The organism is Halorubrum sp. JWXQ-INN 858 (assembly GCF_009806985.1).
In the GTDB taxonomy this organism is placed as follows: Archaea; Halobacteriota; Halobacteria; order Halobacteriales; family Haloferacaceae; genus Halorubrum.
In genome coordinates this window covers 569,840-585,908 of the sequence record NZ_WUAX01000016.1, presented here as the reverse complement: position 1 = coordinate 585,908, position 16,069 = coordinate 569,840, and the positions used below count along the sequence as shown (strand labels likewise).

At 67.9% G+C, this 16,069-nt stretch carries 12 protein-coding genes; 6 read left to right on the top strand and 6 right to left on the bottom strand.

Features of this window, described 5'->3' with window-relative positions; all coding sequences use genetic code 11:
* Positions 1–9: 9 nt before the first annotated feature.
* The 3 genes from GRS48_RS14715 to GRS48_RS15155 form a co-directional block, all read right to left on the bottom strand.
* Complete coding sequence (locus tag GRS48_RS14715) at positions 10–450, bottom strand: hypothetical protein (protein WP_159487858.1); 441 nt, start codon at positions 448–450, stop codon at positions 10–12.
* A 26-nt stretch (positions 451–476) separates the two neighbouring features.
* The gene (locus GRS48_RS14710) at positions 477–968 is read right to left on the bottom strand and encodes a hypothetical protein (RefSeq protein WP_321168481.1); all 492 of its coding nucleotides are present in this window, start codon (positions 966–968) and stop codon (positions 477–479) included.
* Between the two features lie 142 nt (positions 969–1,110).
* Positions 1,111–1,284 (bottom strand): hypothetical protein, encoded by a 174-nt coding sequence (locus GRS48_RS15155; protein WP_235028093.1) that lies wholly within the window; start codon positions 1,282–1,284, stop codon positions 1,111–1,113.
* A 101-nt stretch (positions 1,285–1,385) separates the two neighbouring features.
* On the opposite strand from GRS48_RS15155, the gene GRS48_RS14705 reads away from it, so the two are divergent.
* The 4 genes from GRS48_RS14705 to sufD all read left to right on the top strand — a co-directional run bounded on the left by GRS48_RS14705 (position 1,386) and on the right by sufD (position 9,183).
* Positions 1,386–5,441, top strand: coding sequence for a DNA polymerase domain-containing protein (locus GRS48_RS14705; RefSeq protein ID WP_159487854.1), 4,056 nt, complete (start codon positions 1,386–1,388; stop codon positions 5,439–5,441).
* A gap of 125 nt (positions 5,442–5,566) precedes the next feature.
* Positions 5,567–6,484 (top strand): ABC transporter ATP-binding protein, encoded by a 918-nt coding sequence (locus GRS48_RS14700; protein ID WP_159487852.1) that lies wholly within the window; start codon positions 5,567–5,569, stop codon positions 6,482–6,484.
* Between the two features lie 52 nt (positions 6,485–6,536).
* The gene (gene sufB / locus GRS48_RS14695; protein WP_159487850.1) at positions 6,537–7,967 is read left to right on the top strand and encodes a Fe-S cluster assembly protein SufB; all 1,431 of its coding nucleotides are present in this window, start codon (positions 6,537–6,539) and stop codon (positions 7,965–7,967) included.
* Between the two features lies 1 nt (position 7,968).
* Positions 7,969–9,183, top strand: coding sequence for a Fe-S cluster assembly protein SufD (sufD, locus tag GRS48_RS14690; protein WP_159487848.1), 1,215 nt, complete (start codon positions 7,969–7,971; stop codon positions 9,181–9,183).
* 152 nt (positions 9,184–9,335) lie between these two features.
* Here the strand turns inward: sufD and GRS48_RS14685 are convergent, their stop codons facing one another.
* Entirely contained in the window at positions 9,336–10,703 is a 1,368-nt protein-coding gene (locus GRS48_RS14685) for an aspartate aminotransferase family protein (protein WP_235028076.1), read from the bottom strand.
* 282 nt (positions 10,704–10,985) lie between these two features.
* Between GRS48_RS14685 and GRS48_RS14680 the strand changes: the two genes are divergently transcribed.
* Together GRS48_RS14680 and GRS48_RS14675 are read left to right on the top strand one after the other, a co-directional pair.
* A complete protein-coding gene (locus GRS48_RS14680) occupies positions 10,986–11,471 on the top strand; it encodes a ferritin-like domain-containing protein (protein WP_321168480.1) in 486 nt (161 codons plus the stop codon).
* A 73-nt stretch (positions 11,472–11,544) separates the two neighbouring features.
* Entirely contained in the window at positions 11,545–11,976 is a 432-nt protein-coding gene (locus GRS48_RS14675; RefSeq protein ID WP_321168479.1) for a metal-dependent transcriptional regulator, read from the top strand.
* Positions 11,977–12,076: 100 nt separating this feature from the next.
* On the opposite strand, the gene GRS48_RS14670 is transcribed toward GRS48_RS14675, so the two are convergent.
* Both GRS48_RS14670 and GRS48_RS14665 read right to left on the bottom strand, forming a co-directional pair.
* Entirely contained in the window at positions 12,077–13,678 is a 1,602-nt protein-coding gene (locus tag GRS48_RS14670; RefSeq protein WP_159487846.1) for a hydantoinase B/oxoprolinase family protein, read from the bottom strand.
* Complete coding sequence (locus GRS48_RS14665) at positions 13,675–15,792, bottom strand: hydantoinase/oxoprolinase family protein (protein WP_159487844.1); 2,118 nt, start codon at positions 15,790–15,792, stop codon at positions 13,675–13,677. The genes GRS48_RS14670 and GRS48_RS14665 overlap by 4 nt, the downstream gene beginning before the upstream one ends.
* Between the last annotated feature and the right edge of the window lie 277 nt (positions 15,793–16,069).

Sequence of the window (16,069 nt, the reverse complement as noted above, 5' to 3'; positions counted from 1 at the left end):
TGGTGTGGGCTACGTCGGTCCGTCCGTCTCTCCACGGAGCAGTCGAACGGCCGCCGAGGCGATCGCGGTCGCCTCGTACCCTCGGCGGCCGGCGACGTCGGCTTCGTCGATCAGCCCGGCCGCACGGAACTCGGCGAGCCGACCGTGGAGGTCGGACTCGCACATGTCGTACGCGTCCATCGCTTCGAGGACCGAGAGCGGGCCGTGATCGACGAGCTCGACGAGGAGCCCGAGGGTGCGGTCGTCGTGGACCGCCCCCATCACTCGGCGAACGGGGGCGGGAACGCCCGACGCGGCGGTCGAAAGCGGCGACTCGTCGTCGACGACGGTGAGAGTCGCGTTGTCGACGTATCGCTCCTCGCCGGTCGCCGGGTCGCGGACCCGGCTCGACTCGCCGGACCGTTTCACGAGGAGGAGGGCGGTGCCGTCGGCGTCACGAACCGTCTGCATACCGTGACCGACGCCGGGCTGACGGATTACGCTTCCGGGGCGGGCTCCCGTGCGGGGTCATCGAGGTCGTCCTTGGGTTCGCCTCCGGCGTCGTCGTGGTCGTCTCCGGCGTCGTCGTGGTCGTCTCCGGCGTCGTCGTGGTCGTCTCTGGGTTCGCCTCCGGCGTCGTCGTCCCGCTCGGCACGGGACCGATCCCACGCACGATACGTCTGGTAGGCTCGGATCCCGGCGAGTACTCCCCCGGCGAGGAGGGCCGCACCGATCTGCGTCCACCCTTCGAAGAACCACACCATCGGGCCGAGGCTGACGAGCAACAGGGCGGCGTTCGCGTAGATGACGCAGGCGACGAACGCCCGAAGGGTGTCCCGGTGGACGTCGCCGGCGGCGTCGAAGTTCCCGGTGTCGTCGAACGTCTTCACCGACGGCGCTTTCGGGATGTCCGGAGTCATGTCCCGCTCGACGTCGGAGCGCTCGCCGATGGAGATCTCGCCCTCGTCGTCCTCGTCGAACGGGTTCACGCCGGTTCGTACGGTATCGTCACTCAAAAAGGGGTCGTGTCCGACCGTCAGGAGCGGTGTCCGAGCGTGCTCGCCGTCCCTTGCCGTTCACCGAGCGGTCCCCACGTCCCCGATCCCGGGGAGCGACGGGGATCTGACCGTCTCACGCCGCGTCGGTGAGCCGGACCGTTCGGCTCGCCTCGACCCACGCGAGCGGGTTCGTGGCGTCGAAAAGCACCACGTTCCCGCCGTCCTCGTAGCACTCCACCCCGGCGTCGTCCGCCTCACGGTCGCTCGAGCGATGCGTCCCGTCGTCCGCGTGTGGGTTCGAGGTCACGAAGTGTGGTAGGGAGTACCATAATAAATGCCTTTCCGTGGCGGGAACCCTCGCCGCCCCCGAAAGCCGAGTTTTTTAGCCGGGTACGCCAAAGGAGGCGCATGAACCAGTCGGGACTGTCGGACTTCTCTTCGCCCGACGTCGCGGACGACGCCGACCGGACGACCGGCGATCGGGACGACCTCGCCGCCGAGGAGGCGGTCGTCGTCGCCGGCGGCGGGCGCGGCCACGTCAGCGACGTCGTCGACGTCGACGAGGCGCGGTTCCCGGCGTCGACCGGGACCGTCGAGCTGATGATCACGCAGATCGATTACGCGGTCGAGGGGTACGGGAGCGACGAATACCCCGTCATCCACGTGTTCGGTCGTCGCCCCGTCGCGGACGGCGACGACGTTCACGAACACGTGCGCGTGCTCGGCGTCGAGCCGTACTTTTACGTCCCGACCGCGGACCTCGATCGCGACCCCGTCGAGGAGTACGACGTCGTCATTGGCACGCGCGAGGAGACACCCGACGGCGAGCCTTACGAGGAGATCCGCGGCGAGCCGCTGACGCGGATCGTCACCCGAACGCCCCGCGACGTCGGGGCGATCCGCGACGACTTCGAGACGACGTTCGAGGCGGACATCCTCTTCCCGAACCGCTTCCTGATCGACAACGGCCTCAAGGGCGGGATCCGCGTCGAGGAGCGCCGCCTCGACGACGGATCGGGAAGCCTGCAGGTCCACGAGGGACACCTCGAACCGGCCGACGTCGACGCCGAGATGCGGGTGAACACCTTCGACATCGAGGTCGACGACCGCCGCGGGTTTCCCGAGGACGGTGAGGAGCCGATCATCTGTCTCACCAGCCACGACTCCTACGACGACGAGTACGTGATCTGGCTGTACGACGCGCCGGACGGGGACGTCCCGCCGCCGACGGACCTCCCGAACTACGAGGGGATCGTTGAGAGCGGGGCGGACGACGGCGGAATTGACGAGTACGTCGCCGACGATGGCGGGCTCGCGTTCCGCGTCGAGACGTTCTCCGAGGAGGGGGCGATGCTCGACGCGTTCATCGACTACCTCGACGACACGGACCCGGACGTCCTCACCGGCTGGAACTTCGAGGACTTCGACGCGCCGTACTTCCTCGACCGCATGGAGGTCGTCGACGAGCGGACGAACGGCGAGTACGACCTCTCGGTCGATCGGCTCTCCCGCATCGGCGAAGTGTGGCGCTCCGGCTGGGGCGGCCCCGACATCAAGGGTCGGGTCGTGTTCGACCTGTTGTACGCGTACAAACGGACGATGTTCACGGAGCTCGAGTCCTACCGCCTCGACGCGGTCGGCGAACGCGAGCTCGGCGTCGGCAAGGAACGGTACGCCGGCGACATCGGCGATCTGTGGGAGCAGGACCCCGAGCGCCTGCTCGAATACAGCATCCGCGACGTCGAGCTCTGCGTGGAGATCGACCGCAAACAGGACGTGATCGACTTCTGGGACGAGGTGCGGACGTTCGTCGGCTGCAAGCTGGAGGACGCGCCGACGCCCGGCGACACCGTCGACATGTACGTCCTCCACAAGGCGTTCGGCAAGTTCGCGCTCCCGACGAAGGGGCAACAGGAGTCCGAGGACTTCGAGGGCGGGGCCGTCTTCGACCCGATAACCGGGGTCAAGGAGATGGTGACGGTACAGGACCTGAAGTCGCTGTACCCGATGTGTATGGTGACGATCAACGCCGGGCCGGAGACGAAGGTGAACCCCGACGCCTACGACGGCGAGACGTACGTCGCGCCCAACGGGACCCACTTCCGGAAGGAGCCGGACGGGATCATGCGCGAGATGGTCGACGAGCTGCTCTCCGAACGCGAGGACAAGAAGGCCCGCCGGAACGACCACGCTCCCGGCACCGAACCCTACGAACAGTACGACCGACAGCAGGGAGCTGTCAAGGTGATTATGAACTGCTTCACGCCCGACACCGAGGTCTTGACTCCCGAAGGCGTTCGGTCGATCACGGATTTGGACGTCGACGACGCCGTGTACTCGCTCGACCCCGACACGGAGGAGATGGCGGTCAAGACCGTCGAAGAGACCCACACGTACCCCGACTATCGAGGGGAGCTCGTCGATATCGAGACCTCGAAGATCGACTTCCGAGTCACGCCGAACCACCGGATGCTGGTCCGAAAAAACGAGACGAACGGGATCTCCGAAGACGGATACGGTTTCGTGGAGGCCGCCGATCTCGATCGGGCGACGAACTACGAGCTCCCCCACGACTGGACCGGACCGGACGGGGAGCGAGTCGATGAGGTCGACCTGACCGAGCTCGTCGACGGCGAGTACGAAGTGTGGGTCCGGCCGAGCGTCCACGGTCACACCTTCACTGCCGAGTTGGGATGGACACCGCGGCGCGTTCCGAAGGCGGATCTCGGACAGACCGGCTACGTGTTCACGGCCTCGGAGTTCGAGGACCACCGCGAGTACATCGAGTCGGTCTGTGAGACGAGCGTTATTCACCGCGAATCCGGTCGCAAGTGGATCCCCCGGACGTTCGACGGCGACGACTTCCTCGAACTGCTTGCGTGGTACGTCACCGAAGGGAACGTCTACACCTCCGAAGCGAAGACGTTCGGTGAGAACCGGCGAGGGTCGGCAACGACCGTGAAGATCGCACAGGACGCGGTCGCGGACGGCGGGGGCTCCGATCACGCGACGATCGGCGAGCTCCTCGATCGGATGGAGATGGACTACTACGTCGACGAGCGCAGCTATCAGTTCACCTCGAAGCTACTCGGGGGGCTCCTCCGTGACCGCTGTGGCGACGGCAGCTTCGAGAAGCGAATCCCTGACCTCGTCTTCGAGGCGACGAGAGCGCAGAAACGAGCGTTCTTGGAGACGCTGATCGACGGCGACGGTGACCGGCGGACCGGATCGTGGCGATACACGACGTCGAGCGAGGAGCTACGGGACGACGTGCTTCGTCTGTGTGCGCATCTCGGGATCACCGCGAGCTACAGTCACGACAGCGGAAGCTGGCGGATCTACGTCACGGAAGACGCGAAGAACACGCTTCGGATGCATCGGAGCGCGACTCGAAGCGAGGCCGAAGACGGGGTCTACTGCGTGACCGTCGAGGATAACCACACGCTCCTCGCGGGACGGAACGGGAAGTTCCAGTTCGTCGGACAGTCGTTATACGGCGTAACGGGATGGGATCGGTTCCGCCTCTACGACAAGGAGGGCGCAGCAGCCGTCACAGCGACCGGTCGAGAGGTCATCGACTTCACCGAAACGGCCACGAACGAGCTCGATTATCAAGTCGCATACGGCGATACTGACAGCGTCATGATATCCCTGTCAGACATGTCGAAGGAGGAAGCGATCGAGACCTCCTTCGAGATCGAGGACCACATCAACGAACGCTACGACGACTTCGCTCGCGAGGAGTTGAACGCCGAGTTCCACCGCTTCCAGATCGAGTTCGAGAAGCTCTACCGCCGCTTCTTCCAGGCGGGCAAGAAGAAGCGATACGCCGGCCACATCGTCTGGAAGGAGGGGAACGACGTCGACGACATCGACATCACGGGCTTCGAGTACAAACGGTCCGACATCGCGGGGATCACGAAGGAGGTCCAACAGCACGTCATCGAGACGATCGTCACGGGCGACGACATCGACGACGACCTCGCGGACGTGAAGACGTACCTCTCCGACGTGATCGACCGTTTCCTCGCGGGCGAGATGGACGTCGAGGAGGTGGGGATCCCCGGCGGGATCGGCAAACGGCTCGACGCGTACGAGACGCCGACGGCGCAGGTCCGTGGCGCGCAGTACGCGAACCTGCTTTTCGGCACGAACTTCGGGAACGGCTCGAAGCCCAAGCGGCTCTACCTGAAGAAGGTACACCCGGACTTCTGGCGGCGGATGGAATCCGAGGAGGGCCTCGACCCCCAGCGAGACCTCCTCTACGGCGAGTTCAAACGCGACCCGGACGTGATCTGCTTCGAGTACGCCGACCAGGTGCCACCGGAGTTCGAGGTCGACTGGGAGAAGATGCTCGAGAAGACGCTTAAAGGGCCGATCGAGCGGGTGATCGAGGCGCTCGGGATGTCGTGGGAGGAGGTCAAGACGGGCCAGGAACAGACGGGACTCGGCTCCTTTATGTAGCAATACGAAACAGCTGTTTTCGGTACGGAAAGTTTTCTTCCCCCATTTAGGTACTCTCACGGGTGATTCCGTAACCATTAACCCCGCCAACCACCTCGTATCGACCACGAGGCACGACCTTACATATGGCAACTCTCGAGATAAAGAACCTCCACGCACAGGTGGCCGAAGAGGGCGGAGAACGGATCCTTCGGGGCGTCGACCTCGAAGTGAAGTCGGGCGAGATCCACGCGCTGATGGGACCGAACGGCTCCGGGAAGTCGACGCTCGCGAAGGTCATCGCGGGCCACCCGGCGTACGAAGTCACCGACGGGCAGGTGTTGTTGCACCTCGACGAGTCCGATGTCGACGACATCGACGTCGAGCTCGACGACGACGACTACCACTGGGAACTGCTCGAACTCGAGCCGAACGAGCGCGCGGCGCTCGGCATCTTCCTCGGCTTCCAGTACCCCGCCGAGATCGAGGGCGTCACGATGACGAACTTCCTCCGGCAGGCGCTCAACGCGAAGGCGGCCGAGCGCGAGGAGCTGTTCGAGGACGAGGACGAGGCTGACGACGGTGACGACGACGACGCCGGCTACGATACCTCCCCGATGGAGGGTCCCGCCGACGACGGCGAGATCGGCGTCGCCGAGTTCCAGTCGATCCTCAAGGAGAAGATGGAGCTGCTCGACATGGACGAGCGGTTCATGCAGCGGTACCTCAACGCCGGCTTCTCCGGCGGCGAGAAGAAGCAGAACGAAGTGCTGCAGGCCGCCATGCTCGAACCCGTCGTCGCCGTGCTCGACGAGATCGACTCCGGGCTCGACATCGACCGCCTGCAGGACGTCTCGGAGGGTATCAACGCCCTCCGCGACGAGCAGGGGACGGGCGTCCTCCAGATCACCCACTACCAGCGCATCCTCGAGTACGTGGAGCCGGACCGCGTCCACATCATGCTCGACGGCGAGGTCGTGAAAAGCGGCGACGCGTCGCTCGCGCAGGACCTCGAGGACGAGGGCTACGACTGGGTTCGCGAGGAAGTGTACGAGGCAGCGTAACCTGATGTGGTTACAGATAACGGATAAGAACCCAGAGACGTAAACTAACACCATGAGTTCAGAACAAGACCACCTGAAAGAGACAGACACCGAGGCCCGCTTCGAGTTCAAGAAGGAGGAGAAGTCCGCCTTCAAGGCAGATAAGGGGCTCACCGAGGAGACGATCCGTCTCATCTCGGAGGACAAAGACGAGCCGGAGTGGATGCTGGAGCGCCGTCTGCGCGCGCTCAAGCAGTTCCAGGCGATGCCGATGCCCACCGACTGGCCCGGCCAGCCCGACCTCTCCGAGGTCGACGTCGACGAGATCATCCCGTACATCCGCCCCGACGTGGACGTCCGGGCGGGCGTCGACGACTGGACGGAGCTGCCCGACGAGATCAAGGACACGTTCGACAAGCTCGGCATTCCGGAGGCGGAGAAGAACGCGCTCTCGGGCGTCGGCGCACAGTACGAGTCCGAGGTCGTCTACCAGAACATGCAGGAACAGTGGGAGGAGAAGGGCGTCATCTTCTGTAACATGGACGAGGCGGTCCGTGAACACGAGGAGATCGTCAAGGAGTACTTCATGACGAAGTGCGTCCCCCCGAGCGACAACAAGTTCGCGGCGCTTCACGGCGCGATCTGGTCCGGCGGCTCGTTCGTCTACGTGCCCGAGGACACGACGGTCGACATGCCGGTGCAGGCGTACTTCCGGATGAACTCCGAGGGGATGGGCCAGTTCGAGCACACGCTCATCATCGCCGAGGAGGGCTCCGAGGTCCACTACATCGAGGGCTGTTCGGCCCCGAAGTACTCGGCGTTCAACCTCCACTCCGGCGGCGTCGAGGTGTTCGTCGGCGAGGACGCCCACGTCCAGTACTCGACGGTCCAGAACTGGTCGAAGAACACGTACAACCTCAACACGAAACGCGCCATCGTCGAGAAGGGCGGCCGGATGGAGTGGATCTCCGGCTCGATGGGCTCGAAGGCGACGATGCTGTACCCCGCGAGCATCCTCAAGGGGCGCGGCGCGTCCGACAACCACATCACCATCGCCATGGCCGGCGAGGGTCAGGACATCGACACCGGCGCGAAGGTGTACCACAACGCGCCGAACACCAAGTCCACGATCGAGTCGAAGTCGATCGCGAAGGACGGCGGCCGCACGAACTACCGCGGGCTCGTCCACATCGCCGACGGTGCGGAGAACTCCTCGACGGCCGTCGAGTGTGACGCGCTGATGTTCGACAACGAGTCGACGTCGGACACGATGCCGTACATGGAGATCAACGAGTCGAAGGTCGACGTCGCCCACGAGGCGACCGTCGGGAAGATCGGCGACGAGGACATCTTCTACCTCCAATCGCGGGGCCTCGACGACGACGACGCGAAACAGATGATCGTTTCGGGCTTCATCGAGCCCATCACGGAGGAACTGCCCATCGAGTACGCCGTCGAGCTGAACCGGCTCGTCGAGCTCGAGATGGAGGGTTCGCTCGGATAACATGAGTACGAAAGCTATCGAGAGCCTCTCAGAGGACACGGTACGACGCATCGCGGAGGAACGCGACGAGCCCGAGTGGCTCCTCGAGACCCGTCTCAGCGCGCTGGACGCGCTGGAGACGGCCGAGCTACCGGACGTCATCCGGACGCCCGGCCGGAAGTGGACGGACCTGGAGGCGCTCGACTTCGAGTCGCTCGTCGACCCGCTCGACCAGTCGGACACAACGGAGCGGTCGGCCGGCGGCGACGACGCCGTCGTCCTGCCGTTCACCGAGGCGTTCGCGGAGTACGGCGACGTCATGGCGGAGCACTTCGGCTCCGTGCTCGACCCCGAGCACAACTACCTGACGGCGCTGTCGGTCGCGCTCTTTACCACCGGCACGTTCGTCTACGTCCCCGAGGGCGTCGACGTCGAGGACGTGACGGTTCGCGCGGAGATGAACTCCCGGTCGCTGTTCAGCCAGACGCTCGTCGTCACCGAGGAGTCGTCGTCGGTGACGATCCTCGAATCGATCGAGTCCGGCGAGGGCTCCGTCGACGGCGACCGCTACTTCAGCAACCTCGTCGAGGTCGTGGGCGGCGAGAACGCCCACGTCCAGTTCGGCTCGTTGCAGAACCTCGACGACGACACGTACACCTACTCGCTGAAGCGCGGCGTCACCGACACGTACGCGACGGTCGACTGGATCGAGAGCAACTTCGGATCGAAGCTCGCCCGCTCGGACGTCGAGACCGAACTCGTCGGCGACGGCTCCGAGAGCCAGATCGTCGGGACGTTCTTCGGCAGCGAGGACCAGCACTTCGACATCAACGCGCGAGTGTGGCACCTCGGCGAGCACACGACCGCCGACCTCGTGACCCGGGGCGTCCTCGACGACGTCGCCCGGTCCGTCTACGAGGGGGTCCAAGACGTCGGTCGGGACGCGTGGAGCACCTCCAGCTACCAGCGTGAGAACACGCTGATGCTGTCGGACGATGCCGAGGCCGACGCCTCGCCGAAGCTCATCATCCACAACCACGACACCGAGGCCTCCCACTCCGCGACCGTGGGTCAGGTCGACGCGGAGGACCTGTTCTACCTCGAGAGCCGGACGATCGACCCGCAGACGGCGCGCAACATGCTCGTCGAAGGGTTCTTCGTGCCGGTCCTTGAGGAGATCGCCGTCGACGAGTACCGGGAGGACGTCGAGGCGCTCGTCCTCGAGCGGCTCTCGTAGGCGCGAGTCCTCCTCGACGGGTTGCCGCAGTCGGTGTTTTTCGTCCTTTTCGTGTTTTTCGTGTTTCGTCCGCCGTCCCGGGAGTGGCGGCGTCGACGACCGCCTGTACGGCCATCCGCACGGCCGCCGCCCCGCTTGCCGTCCGCCGCTCGCTACACCGTCTCCCGGCCTTCAGCGGCGGCGACGCGGTTCACGGCGGCGACGACGGCGTCGCCGATCGCCGCGATCGCGTCGTCGCCGACCGTGAGCGGCGGCGAGAGCATCAGGTGGTCGCCGGCCTGCCCGTCGACGCTGTTCCCGCCGGGGTAGACGTACACCCCGTTCTCGAGGGCGTCGTCGTAGATCCGTCGGGCGACACCGGCGTCCGGGTCGAACGGGGCCTTCGTCTCGCGGTCGGCGACGAACTCGACGCCGAGCTGGAGCCCCGCCCGCCGGATCTCGCCGACGATCGGGCTCTCCGCGAGCGGCTCCAGTGACCGTTCGAGCCGGTCGCCGCGCCGGCGGACCGCCGCGAACAGGTCGTCGGTGTACCGGTCGAGCACGTGTTCGGCGACCGCGGTCGAGATCGGGTTCCCGCTGTAAGTGTGGCCGTGGTAGAACGACCGCGAGGCCTCCTCGAGGGTCTCGACGACGTGGTCGCTCACCATCGTCGCGCTGATCGGCGCGTAGCCGGCAGAGAGCCCCTTTCCGAGCGCCAGCAGGTCGGGGGTGACGCCCGCCCCCTCACAGGCGAAGGCGTCACCGGTCCGGCCGAACCCGACCATCACCTCGTCGGCGATAAAGAGGACGTCGTGTTCCGCACAGATCCGGCTCACTTCGCGGTAGTACGCGGGATGTGGGCGCGCGGCGGGGATGCTCGACCCGCCGACGGGCTCGGCGACGAACGCGGCGACGGTCTCGGGACCTTCCTGCCGGATGAGTCGCTCCAGCTCGCCGGCGGCGGCCACCGCCTGCTCCTCGGGCGTCCCCTCGTGATCCCAGCGGTACGGGTACGCGGGTCCGATCTTCGGCCAGTCCTGGAGGTACGGCTTGTACGCCGTTCTGCGGCCGGTGTTGCCCGAGGCGGCGAGCGCGCCGAGCGTCGCGCCGTGGTACGACTGCCACCGCCCGATCACCGTCTCGCGGGTCGGTTCGCCGCGGGCGAGGTGGTACTCCCGGGCGAGCTTGATCGCCGACTCGACCGCCTCGCTCCCGGAGTTGACGAAGAAGGCGTTGTTCAGCGATCCGGGGGTCATCGCCGCGAGCGTCTCGCCGACCGACTCGACCGACGGGGTCGTGAAATGCGACGTGGAGACGTAGCCGACGCGGTCGGCCTGGGCCGCCATGACGTCGCCGATCCCGTCGAGCGAGTGGCCGAGGTTGACGACGGCCGCGCCCGCGGCCGCGTCGACGATCTCGTCGCCGTCCTCCGTCACGAGGTAGTCGTCGTACGCGTCGACGATGGTGGGATGGCCCGGGTGCCGCCCCGCGCCCCACTTATAAAACACGCTCATGGCTCGGTCGTCTCGGCTGAGGTACATAAATCACACCCCCGAAAGACGCGATCGGTTCCGCACGGCTCGGTCGATGAATGGGTTCGGTGGACGAGGTCAGCGGATGGGGCCGACGAACGGGGTCGACGAACGGGGTCGACGAACGAGGTCGACGAACGAGGTCGACGAACGGGGTCGACGGACGGGGCCGACGAACGGGGTCGACGGACGGGGCCGACGAACGGGGCCGACAGCCGAGGGAACCGCTTAAGTCGACCAGGCTCCGACGTGGGACCGTATGCGAACGGGTGCGTCGGCCGGGTGGGTACAGTGAGCGTCGGACATCGGGTCACGTCCGACGACCAGCTCGCCCGCCTGCTCCAGATCGGCATCGTGTTGGAGGAGGTCGTCGAGGCGCGGGCGTACCACCACTACCGGAGCCTCGACGCCGACCTCGACGAGGAGATCGAGACGCTGCTGTCGGACGCGGCCGCCGAGTCGGCACAACACCGCGAGCGGCTCGAAGCGCTGATCGAGGGGCTCGGCGTCGAGAGCGTCCCCTTCGACGAGATCGAGTCGCTCGTCGAGGCGCGGTACGGCCGGACGCAGCCCGACGACTTCGACGGCGTGTTGTACGACCAGCTCTGTAACGAGGAGACCGCCTACAAGTTCTACGACGACCTCATCACGGCGATCGAGGAGTCGGACGCGGAGTTCTCGCTGGACCGGGCGGAGCTGCTCGACACGCTCCGGACGATCCGACAGGAGGAGGCCGACGGCGCGCGCGAGGTAACCGAGATCATGGAGCGACGATGACGCCCCCGAACACGACTCCAGCGACGATCGAAGCGACGCGACGACCGTCCGGCGGCGGCTACGGAGGGGACGCGTGAACACCGCGGAACAGTACCTCAAGGCGATCTACGTCATCCAACAGGGCTCGGACGGCCCCGCGGCGACGGGGGCCATCGCCGACGCGCTCGACGTCAGCCCGGCCAGCGCCAACGAGATGATCGGCAAGCTCGAGGAGCGCGGCCTCGCCGAACACGAGAAGTACAAGGGCGTTCGGCTCACCGACGACGGCATCGTCCGCGCCCGCGACGCGCTCCGGACGTACTGTATCATCGAGCGGTTCCTCGCGAACGTGCTCGGCGTCGAGGAGTTCCGCGCGGAGGCCCAGGAGCTCGAGGCCGTCATCGACGGGACCGTCGCCGACCGCCTCGACACGATCATCGACCGCCGCCCGGAGTGTCCCGACTGTTTCGACCCCGAAACGGACGCCTGCGCCTGCCTGGAGCTGACGTTCGACCGGGCGGAGTGACGCCGGGGCCGCCGGTTCCGCACCCGCTCGCTTTCCGCTCGCCGATTCCGCACTCGCTCGCTTCCCGCCCGCCGGTTCCGCGCCCGCTCGCTCCTTCTCGTTATCGGTCGCTCACTTTCCCGTCTGTACGGTCCTCGTCGACGGCCTCGGGGTCGCGGTCGGCGGGGTCGCCGTGACCGCCGCCGCCGGGCGTCCTCACCGTGACCGTGGTGCCGGCCGACACGTCGACGGTCGTTTTCGCGTCGACGGGGTCGCCGTCGATCAGGTTCTCGCCGAGCGCGCCGGGCCCTCCACCGTCGGCTCCCTGCGGGGCGTGCCGCCGGCGTTCGGTCAGGAGCGACACCGTCGCGTCCGTCCCGACACGGACGCGGCGTTCGATCCCGAGTCCCCCTCGGAACCGGCCGCGACCGCCGCTGTCCGGGCGGAGCGCGTAGCGCTCGACGCGGAGGGGGTACTCGGTCTCCAGCGACTCGATCGGGGTGTTGAGCGTGTTCGTCATGCCGACCTGCACGCCGTCCATCCCGTCGGCGGCGGCCCGACCGCCGAACCCGCCGCCGATCGTCTCGTAGTAGGTAAACGAGCCGTCCCGGCCGCCGACGGTGACGTTGTTCATCGTCCCCTGGCTCGCGGCGGGGACGCGGTCGGGGGCCGCCCCGGCGATCGCGGCGAGCGTCACGTCGGTGACGCGCTGGCTGGTCTCCACGTTGCCGCCGACGACGGCCGCGGGGGGTTCCGGGTTCAACAGGGAGCCGACCGGCGCGTGGACGTCGATCGGCTCGTAACAGCCGTGGTTGGGCGGGATCTCCGGGTCGGTCACACAGCGGACGACGAAGTACACCGCGCTCTTGGCGACCGCGAGCGGGGCGTTGAGGTTCCCCTCGACCTGGTCGGCGGTCCCCGAGAAGTCGACGGCGATCCGGTCGTCCGCGACGGTCACCGCGACCGCGATCGGCACGTCCGCGTCGGTCACCCCGTCGCCCTCCAGGACGTCGGTCGCCGCGTACGTTCCGTCGGGAAGCGAGGCGATCTCCTCGACGACCCGGTCGCGGGAGTAGTCGATCACCGCGTCGAACGCCCGTTCCAGCCGGTCGAGCCCGTGTTCGTCGATCAGCGCGCGGACCCGTGTCTCCGCGCGCTCGTTGGCGGCCACCTGTGCGCGGAGGTCCGCGCGCCGCTCCGAGGGGTTCCGGACGTTCGCGAGCAGCAGCTCGAACAGCGCCGCGTCGCGCTCGCCGTCCTTCACCAGCCGAATCGGCGGGATCCTGAGTCCCTCCTGGTGGATCTCGCGCGCGCCGGCCGGCATGCTGCCGGGGGCCATTCCGCCGACGTCGGCGTGGTGTGCACGCGAGACCGCGTAGCCGACGATCCCGCCGCCGATCGCGATCGGCGAGACGAGCGTGACGTCCGGCAGGTGGGTCCCGCCGGCGAACGGGTCGTTGAGGACGAAGACGTCGCCCGGGTTCGGGTCGCGCTCGAGGACGGCGTCGACCGCCTCCGGCATCGCGCCGAGGTGGACCGGGATGTGTTCTGCCTGCGCGATCATCCGTCCCGCGGCGTCGAACAGGGCGGTCGAGCAGTCCTGTCGCTCCTTGATGTTCGGCGAGTACGCGCCGCGGATGAGGACCTGTCCCATCTCCTCGGCGACGCCCTCGAGCTGGTTCCGCACCACCTCGAGCGTCACCGGGTCGATCGCGTCGCTCATCGTCCCGCCTCCGTCCCGCGCGCCACGTCGTCGACCCCGCCGTCGGACGCCGCCCGATCGAGCACGAGCGCCCCGTTCCGTCGGATGCTCCCCGCCCACGAGGGCGGTACGACGGTCGTGCTCTCCGCCTGTTCGAGGACCGCCGGCCCCTCGATCCGCTCGCCGACGGCGAGCCCGTCCCGGTCGTACACCGTCGTCTCGACGGCTCCGGCCCCCGGGAACGTCGCCGTTCGGGCCCCGACCGTCGCGTCGCCGCTCCCGCCCGTGTGGGTCACGGTCGGCGAGTCGACGTCGACGGTCGCGCTCACCCGGAGGTTGACCGCCTCGACCGGCGCGTCGAGCCGGTACCCGTACGCGCGCTCGTGTGCGTCCTGGAACCGCGCGGCGACCGTCTTCGGGTCGAATCCGTCGACGGGGACGGTCAGCTCGAAGCTCTGTCCGACGTACCGGCAGTCGGCGGCCCGCTCGACCCGCGCGGCCTCGGGGGCCGACGCGTCCTCGAGCACGCGATCGACGAGCTCGTCGTATACCTCGTCGCCCGCGGCGGCGACGTCCCTCGACGGTCGGTCGCCGTCGAGCGGGAGCCGGACGGTCCGGACCGCGTCGTGCGATTCGTCGGCCGCGAGCAGGCCGTACGCCGAGAGGACTCCGGCCGGCCCGGGGACGATCACGCGCGAGACCCCGAGGCTCTCGGCGAGCGCCGCGGCGTGCATCGGTCCCGCCCCGCCGAAGGCGACGAGGCCGAACCGGCGCGGGTCGTGTCCTCGCTCGACGGTCACCGAGCGGATCGCGCGGGTCATCGTCGCGTTCGCGACGCGGTACACCCCGCGCGCGGCCGCCGTCGCGTCCGCGAGCCCGGCCGCCTCGGCCAGCCGGTCGAGCGCGTCGTGTGCGGCGTCGACGTCGAGCGAGAGCTCGCCGCCGAGCGCGGCGTCCGGGCCGATGTAGCCGAGCACGACGTTGGCGTCCGTCACCGTGGGTCGGGTCCCGCCGTTCCCGTAGCAGGCGGGGCCGGGGTCCGCGCCGGCCGACTCAGGGCCGACGCGCAGCGCGCCCCCCGCGTCGGTCCAGGCGATCGAGCCGCCGCCCGCGCCGACGGTGTCGACGTCGACCATCGGGGTCCGGACGGGGATGCCGTCGATCTCCGTCTCGGCGGTGCGCGCCGCGCTCCCGTCGCGGACGAGGCTCACGTCGCTCGACGTGCCGCCCATGTCGAAGGTGACGACGCCCTCGGCGGCCGCGGTGTCGTCGTTCGCCTCGGTTTCGATCCCGTCGCCTTCCACGGACGCGATCCCGTCGCCCTCCACGGACGCGGCCGCTCCGACGACGCCCGCCGCGGGCCCCGAAAGCACCGTCGTCACCGCGTTCTCACGGACCGTGTCGACGTCGGCGACGCCGCCGTTCGACTTCATGATCCGCGGGTCCGGGAGCCCCGTCTCACGGCTCTCGTCGAGCAGGCGGCCGAGGTAGCCGTCGATCCCGGGGGTCACGTACGCCTCGGCGGCGGTCGTCGCCGTGCGCTCGAACTCGCGAAACTCCGGGAGCACCTCGTGTGAGGCGGAGACGGGGACGTCGAGCGTCTCGCGGAGGATCGCCGCGACCCGTCGTTCGTTCTCCGGGCTCGCGTACGCGTGGAGCAGGCAGACGGCGACGCTCTCGGCGTCCGTCGCGTCGATCTCGGCGGCCAGTTCGCGGACCGCGTCGTCGTCGACGGCCGACTCGATCCCCGCGGGCGTCGCCCGCTCGTCGATCTCGAAGCGTCGACGGCGCGGAACGAGCGTCGGCGGCTTCTCGGCGTCGAGGTCGTAGAGGGAGGGTCGGGCCTGTCGGCCGATCTCGAGGACGTCGCGGAACCCCGCCGTGGTGACGAGCGCGGTGTCCGCGCCGTCGCGTTCGAGGAGGGCGTTCACCGAGACGGTCATCGCGTGCGAGAAGGCGTCGACCGCCGCCGGCTCGATCCCGGCGGTCGCACAGGCCTTGTGGACGCCCTCGATGACGCCGACGCTCTGGTCGTTCGTGGTCGGTACCTTCGCCGTGATGAGGTCGTCGTCGACGAGCAGGGTCACGTCGGTGAACGTGCCGCCGACGTCGACGCCGATCCGTGTGTCGGTCATGGGGTGTGTGATCGTGTGGAGTCGTGTGGGTCGCGTGGGGTCGTGTGATGTCGTGTGGGGTCGTGTGAAACCGTGTGCGGTCACACGAGGTCGTGTGGGGTCGCGTGATCGCGTGTGGAGTCGTGTGATCGCGTGGTGTCGCGTGAAACCGTGTGGGTCGCGGGGCGGTGGCGTCCGCCCGGCCGCTACGGGACGCGCTCGCCCGAGTCGAACAGCCGGCAATCGGGTCGCTCCGCTTATAAATCCCTTCGCGGCGCGACGGCCGGGATAACAACCG

Coding starts and splice junctions, on each gene's coding strand:
- sufD (WP_159487848.1), top strand. CDS start 7,969: ATGAGTACGAAAGCTATCGAGAGCCTCTCAGAGGACACGGTACGACGC.
- GRS48_RS14700 (WP_159487852.1), top strand. CDS start 5,567: ATGGCAACTCTCGAGATAAAGAACCTCCACGCACAGGTGGCCGAAGAG.
- GRS48_RS14715 (WP_159487858.1), bottom strand. CDS start 450: ATGCAGACGGTTCGTGACGCCGACGGCACCGCCCTCCTCCTCGTGAAA.
- sufB (WP_159487850.1), top strand. CDS start 6,537: ATGAGTTCAGAACAAGACCACCTGAAAGAGACAGACACCGAGGCCCGC.
- GRS48_RS14705 (WP_159487854.1), top strand. CDS start 1,386: ATGAACCAGTCGGGACTGTCGGACTTCTCTTCGCCCGACGTCGCGGAC.
- GRS48_RS14670 (WP_159487846.1), bottom strand. CDS start 13,678: ATGAGCGACGCGATCGACCCGGTGACGCTCGAGGTGGTGCGGAACCAG.
- GRS48_RS14665 (WP_159487844.1), bottom strand. CDS start 15,792: ATGACCGACACACGGATCGGCGTCGACGTCGGCGGCACGTTCACCGAC.
- GRS48_RS14685 (WP_235028076.1), bottom strand. CDS start 10,703: ATGTACCTCAGCCGAGACGACCGAGCCATGAGCGTGTTTTATAAGTGG.